Origin of the sequence: Sagittula stellata E-37 (assembly GCF_039724765.1) — a bacterium.
Taxonomy (GTDB): Bacteria; Pseudomonadota; Alphaproteobacteria; order Rhodobacterales; family Rhodobacteraceae; genus Sagittula; species Sagittula stellata.
Window position 1 is genome coordinate 1,277,747 of record NZ_CP155729.1, and the last position, 17,301, is coordinate 1,295,047.

The 17,301-nt window shown below is 67.1% G+C and carries 16 protein-coding genes; 9 read left to right on the forward strand and 7 right to left on the reverse strand.

Annotation, left to right across the window (positions count from 1 at the left end):
• Positions 1-2 precede the first annotated feature (2 nt).
• Positions 3-1,013: a branched-chain amino acid ABC transporter permease gene (locus ABFK29_RS06060; protein ID WP_005860439.1), complete on the reverse strand. Its 1,011-nt coding sequence runs from the start codon at positions 1,011-1,013 to the stop codon at positions 3-5.
• Positions 1,014-1,255: 242 nt separating this feature from the next.
• On the opposite strand from ABFK29_RS06060, the gene ABFK29_RS06065 reads away from it, so the two are divergent.
• Positions 1,256-2,059 carry a DUF1194 domain-containing protein gene (locus ABFK29_RS06065; protein WP_040604756.1) on the forward strand — a complete coding sequence of 268 codons (804 nt, stop codon included), beginning with the start codon at positions 1,256-1,258 and terminating at the stop codon, positions 2,057-2,059.
• Positions 2,060-2,150: 91 nt separating this feature from the next.
• On the opposite strand, the gene ABFK29_RS06070 is transcribed toward ABFK29_RS06065, so the two are convergent.
• From ABFK29_RS06070 to ABFK29_RS06085, 4 genes are all read right to left on the reverse strand, one after another.
• On the reverse strand, positions 2,151-2,981 hold the full coding sequence (locus tag ABFK29_RS06070; protein WP_005860443.1) for a helix-turn-helix transcriptional regulator: 831 nt from the start codon (positions 2,979-2,981) through the stop codon (positions 2,151-2,153).
• A 177-nt stretch (positions 2,982-3,158) separates the two neighbouring features.
• Positions 3,159-4,196, reverse strand: coding sequence for an iron-containing alcohol dehydrogenase (locus tag ABFK29_RS06075; RefSeq protein WP_005860445.1), 1,038 nt, complete (start codon positions 4,194-4,196; stop codon positions 3,159-3,161).
• Positions 4,197-4,301: 105 nt separating this feature from the next.
• Complete coding sequence (locus ABFK29_RS06080; protein ID WP_005860447.1) at positions 4,302-5,564, reverse strand: ABC transporter substrate-binding protein; 1,263 nt, start codon at positions 5,562-5,564, stop codon at positions 4,302-4,304.
• 183 nt (positions 5,565-5,747) lie between these two features.
• Entirely contained in the window at positions 5,748-6,980 is a 1,233-nt protein-coding gene (locus tag ABFK29_RS06085) for an MFS transporter (RefSeq protein ID WP_005860449.1), read from the reverse strand.
• A 117-nt stretch (positions 6,981-7,097) separates the two neighbouring features.
• Between ABFK29_RS06085 and ABFK29_RS06090 the strand changes: the two genes are divergently transcribed.
• The gene (locus tag ABFK29_RS06090) at positions 7,098-7,652 is read left to right on the forward strand and encodes an REP-associated tyrosine transposase (RefSeq protein ID WP_005860451.1); all 555 of its coding nucleotides are present in this window, start codon (positions 7,098-7,100) and stop codon (positions 7,650-7,652) included.
• 164 nt (positions 7,653-7,816) lie between these two features.
• Here ABFK29_RS06090 and ABFK29_RS06095 read toward each other — a convergent pair whose 3' ends face one another.
• Positions 7,817-8,482 carry an ImuA family protein gene (locus ABFK29_RS06095; RefSeq protein WP_005860453.1) on the reverse strand — a complete coding sequence of 222 codons (666 nt, stop codon included), beginning with the start codon at positions 8,480-8,482 and terminating at the stop codon, positions 7,817-7,819.
• Positions 8,483-8,594: 112 nt separating this feature from the next.
• Here ABFK29_RS06095 and ABFK29_RS06100 point away from each other — a divergent pair, with 112 nt between their 5' ends.
• Together ABFK29_RS06100 and ABFK29_RS06105 are read left to right on the forward strand one after the other, a co-directional pair.
• Entirely contained in the window at positions 8,595-9,641 is a 1,047-nt protein-coding gene (locus tag ABFK29_RS06100) for an aldo/keto reductase (protein ID WP_005860455.1), read from the forward strand.
• A 632-nt stretch (positions 9,642-10,273) separates the two neighbouring features.
• The gene (locus ABFK29_RS06105) at positions 10,274-10,735 is read left to right on the forward strand and encodes a hypothetical protein (protein WP_005860457.1); all 462 of its coding nucleotides are present in this window, start codon (positions 10,274-10,276) and stop codon (positions 10,733-10,735) included.
• A gap of 272 nt (positions 10,736-11,007) precedes the next feature.
• Here ABFK29_RS06105 and glyA read toward each other — a convergent pair whose 3' ends face one another.
• Positions 11,008-12,303, reverse strand: coding sequence for a serine hydroxymethyltransferase (gene glyA / locus ABFK29_RS06110; protein WP_005860459.1), 1,296 nt, complete (start codon positions 12,301-12,303; stop codon positions 11,008-11,010).
• A gap of 195 nt (positions 12,304-12,498) precedes the next feature.
• Between glyA and ABFK29_RS06115 the strand changes: the two genes are divergently transcribed.
• From ABFK29_RS06115 to nhaA, 5 genes are all read left to right on the forward strand, one after another.
• The gene (locus ABFK29_RS06115) at positions 12,499-13,260 is read left to right on the forward strand and encodes an NAD kinase (protein WP_005860461.1); all 762 of its coding nucleotides are present in this window, start codon (positions 12,499-12,501) and stop codon (positions 13,258-13,260) included.
• 4 nt (positions 13,261-13,264) lie between these two features.
• Positions 13,265-13,444 carry a DUF4396 domain-containing protein gene (locus tag ABFK29_RS06120; protein WP_005860463.1) on the forward strand — a complete coding sequence of 60 codons (180 nt, stop codon included), beginning with the start codon at positions 13,265-13,267 and terminating at the stop codon, positions 13,442-13,444.
• Positions 13,445-13,618: 174 nt separating this feature from the next.
• On the forward strand, positions 13,619-14,467 hold the full coding sequence (locus ABFK29_RS06125; RefSeq protein ID WP_005860464.1) for a 2-keto-4-pentenoate hydratase: 849 nt from the start codon (positions 13,619-13,621) through the stop codon (positions 14,465-14,467).
• A gap of 147 nt (positions 14,468-14,614) precedes the next feature.
• Positions 14,615-15,247, forward strand: a complete 633-nt coding sequence (locus tag ABFK29_RS06130; protein WP_005860466.1) for a Hint domain-containing protein — start codon at positions 14,615-14,617, stop codon at positions 15,245-15,247.
• A gap of 216 nt (positions 15,248-15,463) precedes the next feature.
• On the forward strand, positions 15,464-17,263 hold the full coding sequence (gene nhaA, locus ABFK29_RS06135) for a Na+/H+ antiporter NhaA (protein WP_005860468.1): 1,800 nt from the start codon (positions 15,464-15,466) through the stop codon (positions 17,261-17,263).
• Positions 17,264-17,301: the final 38 nt, after the last annotated feature.

Below are 17,301 nucleotides of genomic sequence, written 5' to 3' on the forward strand. Positions count from 1 at the left end.
GCCTACCCCCGTCCCAGAAGGCCCTGCGGCCGGAAGGCCAGCACGACGGCCATGATGAGGAAGGTGAACACCACCGAATAGGTGGGCGCGTAGATCAGCCCCAGTTGCTCGCTGAGCCCTATGATGAGCGCGCCGATGGCCGCGCCGGGGATGGACCCCATGCCGCCGACGATTACGACGACGAGGCTGGCCAGCAGGAAGCGCGTGTCCTCTCCGGGGGACAGCGACTGGAAGGTCCCGCCGACGATGCCCGCCATGCCGGCCAGCCCCGCACCGAAGGCGAAGACGGCGAGGAACACGTACTGGATGCGCACACCCGAGGCCGCCAGCATTTCGCGGTCGTCGACGCCCGCGCGCACCAGCATGCCCAACCGGGTCTTGTTCAGCACCAGCCACATGCCGACGCCGATGACGATGGCGGCGAACAGGATCGCCATGCGGACGGCGGGGTACTTGAGATAGACGACCTCTCCGCTGTCGCGCACGTCGGAGACGACGGGCAGGGTCATCGGGCCGAACAAGATGTCGGGCGCGTAGATCGTGTAGGACTGCCCGCCCCATTGCCACAGCAGGAGATCGGCAATGACCACCGACAGTCCGATGGTGACCATGGTCTGGCGCAGCTCTTCACCCTCCATCCGGCGAAAGACCTGGTTCTGAAGGACGATGCCCACGATGCCGACCACGACGAAGACCACCGGGAAGGCGAGGAACCAGGACCCTGTCCTCTCGGAGACCTCGAAGCCGAGATACCCCCCCAGCAGGTAGAGCGAGCCATGCGCGAGGTTCACGTTGCGCATCAGTCCGAAGATCAGGGTAAATCCGGAGGCCACGAGGAAGTAGAGCGCGCCGAGCGTGATGCCCCCGAAGATGCCGTTCAGGAAGATGCGCTTCTTGCCGAGGGCGTCTTCCATGCCCGTCGACCACGGCGCGAAGATCAGCCAAAGGAGGATCGCCGCGCCGAGCGCGATGATGAATGACCAGACCGGATGGCGCTGAATGAACCTTTGCATGGTCTCCCGTCCACGACGCCCCGCTGCAGGGGCTTGCAGAGGTTAGCGCCCAAACCCGGCCGCGCTGATACCCGAGGGTCTGATCCTTCAACCCTCTGTTTGAAAACATCCGTGCCTTCGGGGCGGGGTATGTGCCGGAAATGTGCACTTTCCACGGTGAGGCGCGGGTTTGCCGGGCAAAGCGGCGGTGTTGTCCGGTTTGTGATTTGACGGACGGTTTCCGAACCCGAAGCCTGATGGCCATGAAACCCGTTCTTGCCGCCTGCGCCGCCTTCGTCCTTGCAACGTCCTCCGCGGCCCGGTCCGAGGAGGTGGACCTGGAACTTGTCCTGATGGTTGATGTCTCGCGCTCGATGACCATGGGGGAGCTGGAGATTCAGCGGCAGGGCTATGCCGCGGCCCTGCGGTCCGACGAGGTTTTCGCGGCGGTACAGGCCGGGCTGCTGCAACGCATCGCGCTGAGTTACGTGGAGTGGGCGGGATCGCAGAAGGTGATCGTCGACTGGACCGTGCTTGAGGCGCGGGAGGATCTGGAGGCGTTCGCGCGGGCGGTGGAGAACACGTCGACCACCGGCATGCGCCGGACCTCCATTTCAGAGGCGCTGATCTTCGGCGCGGATATGATCGGGTCGAACGACTACGAGGGCCTGCGCCGGGTCATCGACATCTCGGGCGACGGGCCGAACAATCAGGGGCGGATCGTGACCGACGCCCGCGACGACGTGCTGTCCCGGCGGATCGTCATCAACGGTTTGCCGCTGATGATGCAGGAGGGCATAGGCGGATGGTGGCACCTTGAGGATCTCGACATCTATTACGAGGCCTGTGTCACGGGCGGGCCCGGGTCCTTCGTGATCCCCGTGCTGGACTGGACGGATTTCGGCGAGGCGGTACGGCGCAAGCTGGTACTGGAGATCGCCTCCGGGACCAGCACCGGGATCGCAGGCATTCAGGATGTGCAGTTCGCACCGGCGAGGCCGCCCTACGACTGCGAGATCGGCGAAAAGATCTGGGAGCAGCGGCGCATGGATTGGTACGACCCGTAGGCGCGCGCCGGGATCGCCGGGCGTTGTCGTGGATGCATGCCGGTTGCGGCGACCCGTTGCGGAGGGGGTTTACCGGACCTCGTGCCGGGCCTCAGGCGACGTGCACCGAGCGGCGGTAGGCCGAGGGCGGCACCACGCCGTTGCCGATGAAGAACCGCGAGAAGCTGGCCTGGCTGGAGAACCCGAGATCGAAGCCGATATCCGCCACGCCGTCCTCGGAGGTGGCGAGCATGTCGATGGCCTGCTCCATCCTCAGCGCATTGAGGTAAAGGTTCGGCGTAAGCCCGACCTGCGCCCGGAACAGCTTGTAGAAATGCGGGCGCGACAGGCCGACCTCGCGGGCGACGCGGTCCATCTCCAGCGCCTCGCCCAGCCCTTCCTGCAGGTACTTCAGCGCCTTGCGGATCCGGAAATCGCGGCGTGGCATGTCCGGCCCCGTGAAGTCGGCCCCGCGCGGGGTCCATTGCCACGACTGTTCGTAGGCGACGCGGGTGAGGTCGCAGAGGCGGTCCTCGATCAGTACGTCCTCGCAGTCCTCCTCCAGCATCGCCTGTGCCGTACCGTAGATGAGCCGGGCGAGGTGGTCGGTGACTTCGATCCCCACGCGCCCGAAGGCGAGCGAGGCCGAGGCCCGCCGCGACACGTCGAGGAACCACGAAGGGCGTATGTAGAGCACCAGCGCCAGCGTCGGTTCGCATAGGTGCACGGGTTGGTAGAAGTGTGACAGCCACGGGCTGACGGCGACGCCCTGACCCGGGGCGAGGGGCCATTTCCGACCGTTGACGTCGATCTGGCCCGGCGGTCCCTGAAGATGAAAGATCAGGTGGCCCTCGCGGTGCCCGTGCGGCACCATGCTGCGGTCCATGTTGTAAAGGCAGACGCGACCGAAACGGCCGTGGAACACGGCCAGCGAGTCACTCATTTACTCCTCCCGGGACGTTTCGCCCCTTAATGCTGGCGCTGCATGCGCTCTCCGGGCATGTCAGGCGCAGGTATGCTACTCCGATTCCCGATTTCGACAAATATGGGTTGGCGTTCTGCCCGTCCTGGCCGCCCGGCCCCGTCTGGACAGGTCTGGCGGGGGTGGCCCATCTGCGGTTCACAGGACCGCACGCATGATCCTTTCGTAGTCTCGGCCCGTGGCATGGCGCGGGTTGGTCCGGTTCGCGGGATCGGCGGCGGCGCCCTGGGCCGCGCGCGACAACATGTGTTCCTCGATCCCGATGTCAGACAGGCGGCGCGGCAGACCGATCCTGCGGGCCAGCGCGACCAGCCGTTCGCCCGGATCGGCATTTGCCGGAAGGCCCAGCACCATACGCACCAGTCCGAGGCGGTCGTGCACAGCGGGCGCGTTGAAGGCGAGCACCTCCGGCAGAAGCGCGCCGTGCAGCACGCCCCGGCGCGCGCGGGCGATGGCTTCCAGCCCATGCGCGGCCGCGGCGATGCCGCCATGTCCCTTCTCCGACGCCAGCCCCGCGTTCAGCGCGGCGGCAAGCAGCTCTCGCCGCGCGGACAGGTCCTGCCCGTCGTGGACAGCCTTTTCGAGGCAGAGCGCGGCGCGCCGCAGCCCGTCCAGCGCCATGCCGTCCGCCGGAGGATTGAAGGCGGTGCCAAGGAAGCACTCAAGGCATTGGCAAAGCGTGTCCATGCCCGCTGCGGCTGTGGCCTGCGGGTCGGCGGAGGTCGTGAGCGTCGCGTCGCAGAGGATCGCCACAGGCAACGCCACCTTGCGGCCCGGCCGCGCGGACAGGGCCGGGTCGATGGGGCCAAGCCCGACAGTCTCGGTACAGGTGGGAATGGTGATGACCGGCACCCGGTCCGACGCGGCGATCCGGGCGAGGGTCAGCGCTGCCAGCCCGCCAAAACCGATGACCCCGTCACAGCCCGCCTGTTCGAAAGTATCCAGCGCGCGGGACAGGTCCTCTCCGGGAGGGACGCCGCCCGCAACGTGGCTGGCCGTCGGGGGCGCGGAGGGCAGGGCCGCATGCAGCCTGTCGAGCCCGTCGCCCTGCGTCGCGTCGCTGTCGGTGATCACCAGCGGATGGCGCAGGCCGTGACGCTCCATCTCGGAGGACAGCGCGTCTTCGAGCACGCGGTCGGCGAAATGGATGCGGGTGAGATAGGTGATGAGAGACACGGCAAGCCCGCTCCGAAGCCATGCGCGCCGCCGGGGACATGGCCCCTTCGGGCGCAGCGCGGGGCCAGCAAGTGGCCCCGCGCGCGATTGCGCATCGTGTCTTCGTCAACCGTCGCGCAACGCTGCGCAATCCGGCGTGTCACGGGACGGCAGACCCATCGCGCGGAATTCCTCCTCGGACAGGCCCAGCGTCTGGTTGACGTTGTCGGTACGCGACTTGAACTCGTTACGCAAAGCACCCTGACCGTCATCCACGACTTCGTTGATGAACACGGAGCCGGTGGCCTGGCGGTTCTCGTTCAGGTGAACCGGTCCCAGCGGGGTTTCCAGCGTCATGGTCGACAGCGCGTTCTTGAAGGCTGCCTGGCCGTCCGAGAGATCGCCGTCGACTTCGTTCAGACCTTCGATGGCCGCGAGCGCCGCGACGTAGTAGCCGACGCCGAACAGCGAGGGCGAGGGGAAGCGTTCGCCTTCCGGGAAGGCGTCCTGGTAGGCCTTGACGTATTCCTGCCATGCCGGATCGGGGTTGTCGTCCGCCAGCGGGCCGGAGGTGGGGGTGCCGATCAGGGCTTCCTTGGCACGCCCGCGCGAGGTCAGCACGGTCTGGTCGGCCATGATCGTGCCGCCGATCAGGTTGGTGTCGGCCCCGGCCTGGCTGTACTGGTTGAGGAAGTTGATGGCGTCCGTGCCGCCCACGCCGAGATAGATGGCGTCCACGTCGTCGGGCAGCGAGGCAATCACCCCGCCGAAGTCAGACGACCCCAGCGGCACCCAGAAGCGTTCGACGATGTCGCCGCCGGCGCTGCAGAAGTCCACGGCGAAGCCCAGGAAGTTGGTGTAGCCGAAGGAGTAGTCGGCGGCCACGGTGGCGACCTTGGTCCAGCCCTTCTCGTTCACCACGTAGGACCCGAGGCCCGCGCCCCACTGCGCGCCGTCGAGGTTGAAGCGGAAGAAGTTCTCTGCCGGGTCGACCCAGGTGGTTTCCAGCGCGCCGGAGATGCCGTTGATGACGGTCTTGTCGGGGATCGTCTTGGCGTAATCGCGCATCGCGATGCCCTCGGAGCCGGAGAGCGGGCCGAGGATGATGTCGACACCGTCCTGCTCGATCAGCTTGCGCGCCTGGCGGACGGTGGTGTCCGGCGTGGTGTCGGTGGGGGCGACGACGGTTTCGATGGTCAGCCCGCCCGCGGTGCCGCCGGCCTGCTGGATCGCCAGTTCGACGTTGCGGATGCCATCCGCGCCGCCTTCGGCGAACGCGCCCTCGGTGGCGACAAGGATGCCGAACTTGACCGTGCCGTCCTGCGCCATGGCCATGGCGGGAAGCCAGAGTGCCAGCGCCGAAACGGAGGCCGTGAATGCCTTCTTCATGAGTATCCTCCCGTAAAAATCGGCAGGCGTCCGTATTATTGTTGTCGCCCCAACGCCTGCGTGCCGGGGGCTCCGGCAGCCGATTGAGGGTACGGCAGGGGCCCTTGCCGACAAACGCCCCACTGTTTTCCGGCATACCCCACCGTCTCTTTTTTGGGCGTTGGGCGAACGGTACGGGATGCGTCAGCCGCCGTTGCGCGGGTCTCGGAACTGTTTCAGCAGGCGGCCCACGGCAAAGGTCGTGCGCGGGGCATAGACGTAGCGGGTCTTCGTGGAAGACGCCGGGCGCGCGCGCATCCGCACCAGCCCGAAGACCACCAGCGCGGCGTGGCCGACGGCGATCAGAGCAAAGAGCGCGGGCGGCCCGTATCCCTCGATCAGGGCGGAGGCGACATAGGGCGCGGCAATGGCGCCGGTCGCGTACCAGAACATCAGCGCGGCGGACAGCTCCACCCGTTGGTCGTCCTCGGCGAAGTCATGCGCGTGGGCGGCCGCGATGGAATAGATCGGGTAGGTGGTCAGCCCGAAGACCGCCGCCGACAGCATGATGCCCCAGGCGGGCAGGTCGGTGACGGTGGCGGTGAACACGCAGGACAGGATGGCCGCCACCGACAGCCAGACCAGCACGTTGCGCCGGTCGAAGCGGTCGGCCAGCCAGCCCACCGGCAGCTGTGCCAGGGCGCCCCCGGCCACGAATGCGGCAAGGAAGAAGGCGATCTGCGAGGGCGCAAGGCCGACGCCGGCGCCGTAGAGCGGGCCGACCATCCGGAAGGACGCCCCCGACAGCGCCGCCACCAGCACCCCCGCCACGGCGAGCGGCGAGTTGTGCCAGGCAAGCGACGGCGTCAGGCGCGGCGCGGTGGCAACTACGGGCTGCGGGATGCGCGTCAGGGTCAGCGGCAGAAGCGCCGCGCAGCAGACCATGGCAAGCAGCGTGTAGGAGACGTAGTGCGCGGGCGGCAGCACGGAGATCACCAGTTGCGCGCCAAGCGCCGCGCCCAGGTCCGCGAGGCGGTAAGCCCCCATGGCGCGCCCCCGGTTGGCGTTGGTGACCTTGGCCTGCAACCATGCCTCGATCACCGTGTAGGCGCCCGCCACGCACAATCCCTGCGCCACGCGCAGCGCGCTCCAGGCCCAGGCGCTGTCGGTGAGGACGTGGCCGAGGATGCCCAGCGTGCCGAGCGCGGTGAAGGCGGCGAAGGCGCGGGCGTGGCCGACCTCTCCCATCAGGCGCGGCGCCCACCAGCAGCCAATGAAGAACCCGGCGAAATGCGCGGAGCCCAGAAGGCCGATCTGCGTGGTGGTGAACTCCAGCGCGATGCCGGAGAGCGCGTCGAGCGGGCCGATGCCGCCGGAAGAAAGCTGGAGCAGGATGACCGAGAGGAAGAGGGCGGTGAAGGACAGGGCGAGTTTCATGCGGCCCGGAAGACCATGGGAGGCGCGGGGGCGCGCGTCGGGATTCGACCTTGTGTGTCGTTTTGGGACCTGTTGCGTTCACCGGCGGTTAACGGCTTTTGCGACAGAGTGCCCGCCATGTCGCGCTATCGCCGCTTGCTGGTGCCCGGAGGCACCGCCTTCTTTACCGTCTGCCTCGCGGAGCGCGGCTCGGATCTGCTGCTGCGGGAGATCGACCTGTTGCGGTGGGCGGTCGGTGCGACGCTGCGCGACCATCCGGTGGAGGTATTGGCCTGGGTGGTTCTGCCGGACCACATGCATGCGATCTGGCGGATGCCGGAGGGCGACAGCGGCTATGCGCGCCGGTGGGGCGCGATCAAGGGGCGGTTTTCCGTCGCGCTGAAGGAAGCCCGGGGGGAGGAGGCGGCGCGAAGCCCCGCCCTACCGGATGGTGCGCACCTGCGGGACGGCGAGAGTGGTGTCTGGCAACGGCGCTTCTGGGAACATCACATTCGTGGACCGGAGGACCTGGCGGCTCACATGGCTTTCTGCCGGACCGCGCCGGTGCGGGAGGGGCTGGTGCCACGGGCCGGAGATTGGCCCTACAGCAGTTTCGCCCGGGCGGAGGCGCGGCAGGCGGCGCAGTCGGGTGCCGGTGCAGGCTCTTCCCGTCCGGGCAGGGCGGCCGGGTAGGCGCGGGTCCGGTTGCCGTACATTCGTGCGGTGCTCTCCCGTCGGGGCAATCGCCGGTTCATGCCGCTCTGCAGGTCCTTGGCCAACAGGCCCGTCCGCCACCGGCCGATCAGGTGCCGCCACGTGTCACCGGGCCATGCCTCAGGGCTGTTTCGGGCTGCGTCCTAAACCCCCTGCCTCGGGACGTCACATGCGGGCGCCGGTGGCGCGACCTGATGTAGGGCGGGGCTTTGCGCCGCCATGCCCTCGGGCTGCAGGCGGTCGTCCTCCAGCCGCCACACCTTCGGCGGCAGCATCCGGGCGCGCAGCCGCTCCAGCCGCCACGCATCGCGGCCGGGGGTGTGGGCCGGTGCGCAATGCCAACGCGTCTCGATCCCCGATGCACCGCCTGTGCCCGGCGTCAGGAGCAGCCCGAGCGGCATCGACAGGCCGGTCGCCGCCCCTGCCTCCGCCGCGAGGTGCAGGCGGCGCACCGGGGTCATGCCCGGCGGTTCGGCCAGGTCCGCCACCACCACGGGCGCGGCACCGCTCTTCAGCGCTTCTTCCATCGTCCAGAGCAGCTCGGCGGTCCGTGCGGCGGCGACGAAAAGCACCTCGCTTGGGTTCATGATGCCCGCCATGCCGCAGGCATCCGGCAGGTCCACGCCGCGGTCGGGCGCGATCCAGATCAGCGGCGCCCCCGCCCGGGCAGCCACCCTGAGAGCCAGCGTGCGCCGGGCCGGGCCGCAGATCTCGTGCACACGGTTCAGCGCCAGCGCCACCTCTTCCCAGAGCGCCAGGGCGGGGGGCGGCCGGTGCGGACGACGGGAGAGAAGGGCGCTGGCCATCATGCCCTGAGCTTACAATGTTCCTTTTTTGTTCTCAAGGTCCCGCGGCCGCCTTGTCTTCCCCGGACGGGGCAGGCATCCTGCGCGCAACCACGACAATTGCAGGACAGACGCGATGAAGATGAACCCGCTGGGCCGCTCCGGCCTGATGGTGAGCGAGCTTTGCCTCGGCACGATGACCTATGGCAACCAGACCCCGAAGGAGGACGCCCACGCCCAGATCGACTGCGCGCTCGACGCCGGGATCAATTTCATGGACACGGCGGAAATGTACCCGGTGAACCCGGTGAGCAAGGAAACCGTCGGCCTGACCGAGGCGGTGATCGGCGAATGGTTCGAAAAGACAGGCCGCCGCGGCGACTGGATCCTCGCCACAAAGCACTCCGGCGAAGGCAGCCTCGCGCGCGACGGGGAGCCGATCTCGTCCGGATCCATCCGGCCGACGCTGGAAGCCTCGCTCAAAAGACTGAAGACGGATTACGTCGACCTCTACCAGTTCCACTGGCCCAATCGCGGCAGCTACATGTTCCGCAGGAACTGGCGGTACGACCCGTCGCAATCCGGCTGGACCAAGGAGCAGATCGTGCAGGACATGGAGGACTGCCTGGGCGCGCTGCAGGCCGAAGTCGACCGTGGCACGATCCGCGCCTTCGGCCTGTCCAACGAAAGCGCCTGGGGCACGCAGATGTGGCTGGAGACGGCGGCGCGCACCGGAGGGCCGAAGGTCGTGTCCGTCCAGAACGAATACTCGTTGCTGTGCCGAATGGCCGACACCGATCTGGCGGAGCTGATGGCTTACGAGGACGTGGGGCTGCTGCCCTTCTCGCCGCTGGGGGCGGGCTTCCTGACCGGCAAGTATCAGGGGGGGAGGGTGCCAGAAGGTTCGCGCATGTCGATCAACGAGACGATGGGCGGGCGCACCGGAGACCGCGTCTTCGTCGCGGTGGACGCCTACCTTGAGATCGCGCGGCGCTTCGGCCTCGATCCGGCGCGCATGGCGCTGGCCTGGTCGGCGCGGCGGCCCTTCGTGACCTCCTCGATTTTCGGTGCCACGACCTTGGCACAACTCGAAAGCCTCCTGCCCGCGGTGGATCTGGAGCTCGGCGAGGATGTGCTTCAGGCGCTCGACGAGACCCACAGGGCGCATCCGATGCCGTACTGATGCGCCGGGGCCGGCGGCACTCCCGCCCGCCCACCCCGCGCCGCCGCCCCCGGCGCTGACCTCCGAGCGACGGCATGAAGATGAGGACGGTAGGAGGTATTTGTACCAAGATGAAAGTGTACGCGCGCTTGCCTTCATCTTGGCACAAATACCTCGGGGTCCGGGGCAGGGCCCCGGTCGCGCGCCGCGCGCACTGCCGTCCGGACAGCTCGGCAGCCCTGCCAGCCCTGACCGTTCCTGGCACCGTGCAAGGCGCGGGCGGTGAGTCGGGACGCGCCGGTGGCGGGTTTGCGGGGGCATTTTGCGGAAATCTACCCGGTCCTTGCCCGAAGCCCGGTCTTGAGTTGGTTGCGGGTGGTTAGCGCAACGATGTGGTTCTGGGGCATTGCGCGCGCGCTTGCCTTGCGAGACCAATGAAACTCCGATGTTCGCATGCGATGCGAATGGTCCAGATTTCCTGCTTGAATTAACATGACTATTTTTGTAAGTTATCCGGGACCCAGCCAGACGCTCCGTCCGCCAGGTCCGGAAAGGCAGCCGCCAGTGGCTCCCTGTTCAGGTCTGGAGGTGCGGTCATGGAAACCGGTGGTCAACGTTGTTTTGATGCAAGGCGCGGAACGCCCATCGAGGCAATGAAGCTGAGGCCGGCGGAGTTCATTGTACTCAGCATCGCCCGGCACTACTTCGGAGCGTTTTCCGATCCGGCAGAGCATGGGTGGCTGCGGGCGGCCTCCGACGCACTGGCGTGCTTTGGACCCGACCGGGGGCCACGCGCCGCCATGTCGGTGTTGGCGGCGGTTCAGGCGATGCGGCAGGCACGCGTATCGCTGTTCCGCTTCAACTCGGCGCGTTGCGCGCGCTGTTCGGCCTTCGTCAGCGACCATGAACGGATGTTCCTGAACACCATGAGAGCGGTGGTGCGCGGCAACGAAGTCGCCGCGGCGGGCCATGCCATGCTGTTGTGCGAAGGCAACGACCACTCCGGTTTCCTTCGGGCGCTGGCCGTCCTGGCTGAAGACTTCGGTCTGTTTGCGGGCGGCACGAGAGTCACCCGTGCAGATCTTGTCGATGCTCCGCCTCACGCGGGGCTTTGACAGGCGCCCCTGTCGACGCGCCGGCGAGGTTCCCTCCCCGCCTGGTATCGGATCGACAGGGGCACATTTTTTACCGGTCGCCCACGGCCGGTCATTGACGGGCCATGAGGGCCATGCCGGATCTCTAGGTCGATGGGGGGCGGGCGGCGTTCTGGCAATGCATAGCGGGGCGATCGCAAAAGGCGGCAGGCAAGCCCCTCTCGGGCAGCGGTAAATGAAAAATGGCCGGTCACCTGTGGCCGGCCATCTTCAATTGTCGTGACGATCCCGCGTCAGAGCGTCGGGTAGATCGGGAACTTCGCGCAGAGTGCGGCAACCTCGGCCTTCACCTTGTCCTCGACCTCGCCGTTGCCGTCTTCACCGTTGGCGGCAAGCCCGTCGACCACTTCGATGATCCAGTCGGCGATCTGGCGGAACTCGGACTCCATGAAGCCGCGGGTGGTGCCCGCCGGGGAACCGAGACGGATGCCGGAGGTGACGGTCGGCTTTTCCGGGTCGAACGGCACGCCGTTCTTGTTGCAGGTGATGTGGGCCCGGCCGAGCGCCTTCTCGGTCGCGTTGCCCTTCACGCCCTTTGGACGCAGGTCGACCAGAACGACGTGGGTGTCGGTGCCGTGGGTCACGGTGTCGAGACCGCCCTTGATGAGCTGGTCGGACAGCGCCTGCGCGTTGGCGATCACGTTCTTCGCGTAGGTCTTGAACTCGGGGCGGAGCGCCTCGCCGAACGCCACGGCCTTGGCGGCGATGACGTGCATCAGCGGACCGCCCTGAATGCCCGGAAAGATCGCCGAGTTGACCTTCTTGGCGATGTCCTCGTCGTTGGTCAGGATCATGCCGCCGCGCGGGCCGCGCAGGGTCTTGTGGGTGGTGGTGGTGGCGACATGCGCGTGCGGGAAGGGCGAAGGATGTTCGCCCGCGGCCACCAGACCGGCAAAGTGCGCCATGTCCACGTGCAGGTAGGCGCCGACCATGTCGGCGATCTCGCGCATCTTGGCGAAGTCGATCTGGCGCGGGATGGCGGAGCCGCCGGCCACGATGATCTTCGGCTGGTGTTCCTTGGCGAGCGCTTCGACCTGATCGTAGTCGAGACGGTTGTCCTGCTGGCGCACGCCGTACTGGACCGCGTTGAACCACTTGCCCGACTGGTTGGGTTTCGCGCCGTGGGTCAGGTGGCCGCCCGCGTCGAGCGACATGCCGAGAATGGTGTCGCCCGGCTTGATCAGCGCCTGGAACACACCCTGGTTGGCCTGCGACCCGGAGTTCGGCTGAACGTTTGCGAACCCGCAGGAGAACAATGCCTTGGCGCGCTCGATCGCCAGTTCCTCGGCGACGTCCACCCACTGGCACCCGCCATAGTAGCGGCGGCCCGGATAGCCCTCGGCGTACTTGTTGGTCATCACGGAGCCCTGTGCCTGCATGACGGCACGGGACACGATGTTCTCGGACGCGATCAGCTCGATCTCGTCGCGCTGGCGGCCGAGTTCGCCGGTGATCGAAGCAAAGAGTTCGGGATCGCGGGAGGAGAGGTCTTCGGTGAAGAAACCGTCGTCGCGGTGAGGGGCGTTCATGGCCGTGTCTCCTGTTGAAGGCTGGGGCGTGCGTTGCGGGCGTCTTAGCGGAAAGCCTGTCGGGGTCAAATACGGCAAAACGACTTAGTGTAATATTCTTGCGGCATCTCTGGTCCCCCACGGCAACTTGTGCTTCCATCCGCCCCAAGGGGGGTGTTCCGGAAACGCCGTCCCGGAACGGAGACCGGACAGCACATGACGCTACGCATTGCCTTCTGCGCATCCCGCGCGCCCATCGCGCAGGCGGCCCTGGCCGCGCTGACACGACGCTATGGCAACCATGCGGAGCAAGGCTCGGACGTGATCGTGGCGCTTGGCGGCGACGGGTTCATGCTGCACACGATGCACCGCACGCAGGAGATCGCGGCGCCGGTCTACGGCATGAACCGCGGCACCGTGGGTTTCCTGATGAACGAGTATTCCGAGCACGGCCTGGTCGAGCGGCTGACGTCGGCGGAAGAGGCGGTGATCAACCCGCTGGGCATGCGCGCGTTTTGCGCGGACGGCACGCGGCACATGGGGCTGGCAATCAACGAGGTGTCGCTGTTGCGCGCGGGACCACAGGCGGCGAAGCTGAAGATCAGCGTCGACGGCAAGGTGCGTCTGCCCGAACTTGTCTGCGACGGTGCGCTGCTGGCGACGCCTGCGGGGTCCACCGCCTACAACTACTCCGCGCACGGGCCGATCCTGCCCATCGGCGCGGACGTGCTGGCCCTGACGGCGGTCGCCGCGTTCCGGCCGAGGCGCTGGCGGGGGGCGCTGCTTCCGAAGGCGGCCGAGGTGACCTTCGACGTGCTGGAGGCCGAGAAGCGCCCGGTCATGGCCGAGGCCGACAGCGTCGCGGTCCGCGACGTAGTGCAGGTCCACATCCGGTCCGAGCCGGGGGTGATCCACCGGGTACTGTTCGATCCGGGCCACGGACTGGAGGAACGGCTGATCCAGGAGCAGTTCGTCTGAGGCTTTGCTGTCCGAGACGCCCTCGATCACCGTGATGGAGGTGACCGCCATCGGCGTGAGCCGGCTGCTTGGACGAGCCGCCGGCATCGGCGATCCGCTGTTCCGGTCTTCGCTGGTGGTGTCGTTGTCCTGCAGCCTGATCGCCGCCTACCCGGTGAACGTCGCGCTGATCGTTTCGGTGTGAAGGACGGCATGATGGACCCGCGCAACACTCATCACGATCACGACGGCGACGTTGGGGGCCATGCCCATTCCCATGCGTGAACGAAAAGTCTCTCCCTCCGGCAAAAGCTGGTAGCCTGTCGTCAGCCCGTTTGCCCGGTCGAGTCGGTGTACGGGCCGAACGGGAGGAATTTCGATGAAGACAACGAGTGCGCTTATTCTGGCCCTGGCCGTGATCGCGGGGCAGGCCGGCGCGGAGTGCGCCACGGACGAGGCGATTGCCGCTTACGTCAAGGATTACATGGCCAAGGTGCCGACGGCGGCGCTGGTTCCGGACGGGTCGATGGAGGATGCCCGCTGCACGCAGGACAAGCTGATCGAGGCGCTGGTGCCGGAGATGGGCGAGATCGTCGGCTACAAGGCCGGGCTGACCTCGGGGCCCGCGCAGGAACGGTTCGGCGTGACGGAGCCGGTCGCGGGGGTCCTTTATGCCGACATGCTGCTGCAGGACGGCGCATTGGTGCCGCTGTCGTTCGGCGCAAAGCCGCTGTTCGAAGCGGACCTGATCCTCGTCATCGGCGATGACGGCATCAACGACGCCGCCACGCCGGAAGAGGCCATGGCCCATATCTCGGCGGTGCAACCTTTCATCGAACTGCCGGACCTCGTGTTCAAGGACGGCGAGCCGATCAACGGGATCACTTTGACCGCAAATGGTGTGGCGCCGCGCATGGGGGTGCTGGGGGCACCGATTCCGGTGGAGGACCCCGCAGCGATGCTGGAGGCGCTGGCGTCCATGCAGGTGACCGTCACCGACGCAGAGGGCACCGTGCTGGCCGAGGCGCCCGGCGCGTCGGTGTTGGGCAACCCGGTCAATTCGGTGCTGTGGCTGATGTCGAAGGGGTACGCGATGAATGCGGGCGACCTTGTCTCGGTGGGGTCCATCGGGCCGCTCATGCCGCCGGCCAAGGCGCTGGGGAAGGCGACGGTCAGCTACGCCGGGCTGCCGGGCGACCCCGAAGTCTCTGTCACCTTCACGGAATGACCGGTGGATGGCCCGGGCCGGGTTGCTCAGATGCTGCCCGGCCATGAACCCCTGATTCACCCGGGGCAGGCATAGTACCTGCGATTCTTCTGCGCGGTGGCCGGAACGGCGTGCCGCGCGGCGGGCATATCGCACAAAGGGGGCAACATGTGTTTCGTGGCAGGCTGTCGCGTCGCGACGCCGCGCGGCGCGCGGCCGGTGGAGACAATCGTTCCGGGTGACCTCGTGCTGACGCACGACGGGCGGGCGGAGCCGGTTGTCTGGGTGGGTCGCACGCGCGTGACATGGGCAGAGCAGATGGGCAACGCACGCAGACGACCGGTGCGCATCGGGAAGGATGCGCTGGGACCGGGCGTACCGGAACGGGCGGTGATGGTCTCTCCGCAGCACAGGGTCATGGTGCGCGGGCGTCTGGTGGCACGGATGGCCAGAGGGGGGGAGGCGCTGGTGCCCGCCCTGTCCCTGACGGCTTTGGCGCCGGTGCGGCAGATGCCGTCGCTGCCCGGTCTGGACTACGTACATATCGCCTGCGCGCGTCATGTCCTGCTGCTGGCAGAGGGTGTCGCGGTGGAGTCCGTGCTGCCAGAACCGCAGGCCCTGCAGGAGATGGGCCCCGCAGAGCGCGAAACTCTGGCGGTGGAAGTCGCGCAGCAGGAACCTTCGCTGCCGACTTTGAGCATGCGGAAGGCGGAGACGCTGGTGGCGCGGTCGGTGGCAAGGGGCGCGCCGCTGGTCGTGGCGGAACGCGATGTGGGGCAGCGTCGCAAGGCGTCCGGCTGACACCTGTCGTTTACGCACCTCTGTGATGCCACGGCCTGCGGCGCATCGACCTGACACCACCCCTTTCCTGTGCCGGTGGTCGCGTCGATGGCCCCGCGTAGGAAGCTGTTCGCAGGTATCTGTGTCGCAGGGTGTCGGGGCTTGCTCGTCGCGGAAATGTTGCCATGTTGCGCAGCGATGGGTCCGCGTGGCCCGGGACTGACTTGAGGGCTGCGCATGGTGCACCAACTCTCCCGCCCATTCGATGCGGAGAACGACATTCTTCTGGGCGAGGCCGGCGGTCGTGTCGAGATCACGTGGTACGTCGATTACACCTGCCCGCACACCCGCCGGATACGCGATGTCCTCAGGCGCTCTCCGGCCCGGTTCGGTCGCGACGGGGCCTCGGTTGCGGTGCGGTTCATCCTCCCGCACGACGATGAGGACGGTGCGGCCTTCGCCGCGCGGGCGGCGTGCGCCGCGCATCGCCAGGGCCGGTTCATGGACATGCACCGCGCGCTGTTCGACGTGCCGCCCAGCTATTCCACAGACAAGGTGGAGGAACTGGCGCGGGACCTCGACCTCGATCTCGACCGGTTCCGCGCCGACATGGAGGACGCCGACGCCAAGTTGGAAGCGGATCGCAATTCGCTTGGCGACACGTCCGATCTGCACATGCCGCTGCTCTTCATCGACGGGCGGTTCTACGAAGGGGCCTGGGACGAGACTTCGCTGATCGAGGCCATCGAACGTCCGTTGGGCGTGCGCCTGTCGCTAGCAGGCAACGACTTTTTCCACTGGGCGGCCTCGGCGGGGCTGGTTCTGATCCTCGCCACGCTGGCCGCTCTGGTGGTGGCCAATATCGGCTGGCACGACGCCTACGAGGAACTGCGCGAGACCGACTTTACCCTGATGTTCGGCGCGCGGAGCTTTGCGCTGCCGCTGGAGATGTGGGTCAACGACGGCCTGATGGCGCTGTTCTTCCTGCTGGTGGGCATCGAGATCAAGCGGGAGTTCGTCTTTGGCGAACTGAGCGACCGCGACAGGGCGATCATGCCGATCATCGGGGCGCTTGGCGGGATGATTGTGCCTGCTCTGCTGTATACGGCGGTGAACTATGGCGGCGAGGCCGCGCATGGTTGGGGCGTGCCCATGGCGACCGACATCGCCTTCACTCTGGGGATCATGGCGCTTCTTGGGAACAAGGTGCCGACATCGCTGAAGGTCTTTGTCTCGGCACTGGCGATTGCCGACGACCTCGGCGCGATCCTTGTGATCGCCGTGTTCTACGGCGAAGGATTTCACCTGACGCAGTTCCTCATCGCCTGCGGCGTGACGGGGGTGATGGCGGTCCTTGCCATCGGTCGGGTCTACAACCGGATGCCCTACATTTTGCTGGGCGTCGTGCTTTGGTACTTCATCCACGAAAGCGGGCTGCACGCGACCCTGGCGGGGGTGATCACCGCGGCGGTCTTGCCATCGCGGCGTCCGGCGGACGGGCGCAGCGTTGCCATGCAGGCTGCGGCCATCGTCGACGGCGAGGAAGACACGGAGAACATGAACGATTCCGCCGTGCGTCGCTTGCAGAACGCGGTCGACCGCCTGCGCGAGCCCGGATTTCACTTGCAAGAGGCGCTGGAGGCCTATTCGAACTTCATCATCCTGCCGCTGTTTGCCTTCTTCAACACCGGGCTTCTGATCATCGGGTCCAGTTTCTCTCCCTTCGCGCCGGAAAGCCTGGGCGTGATGCTGGGGCTGTATATCGGCAAACCGCTGGGAATCGTGGGCATTGTCTGGCTGGCGACAAAGCTGGGCATCGCCCGCCTGTCGTCGGAAATCAGCTGGGTGCAGATGATCGGGGCAGGGTTCCTTGCCGGGGTCGGCTTTACCATGTCGATCTTCATCAGCTCTGCCGCCTTCGAGGGTGGGCAGCTGGAAAGCGTGAAACTGGCGGTGCTGATCACATCGACGGCGGCGGCGATCACCGGGTCGCTGATCCTGTGGTTCGCCCCGAAGATCGGCGGCAAGGCGGAATGACAAAGGCCCGGCGCGGGGCCGGGCCTTTGGGAAGCGCT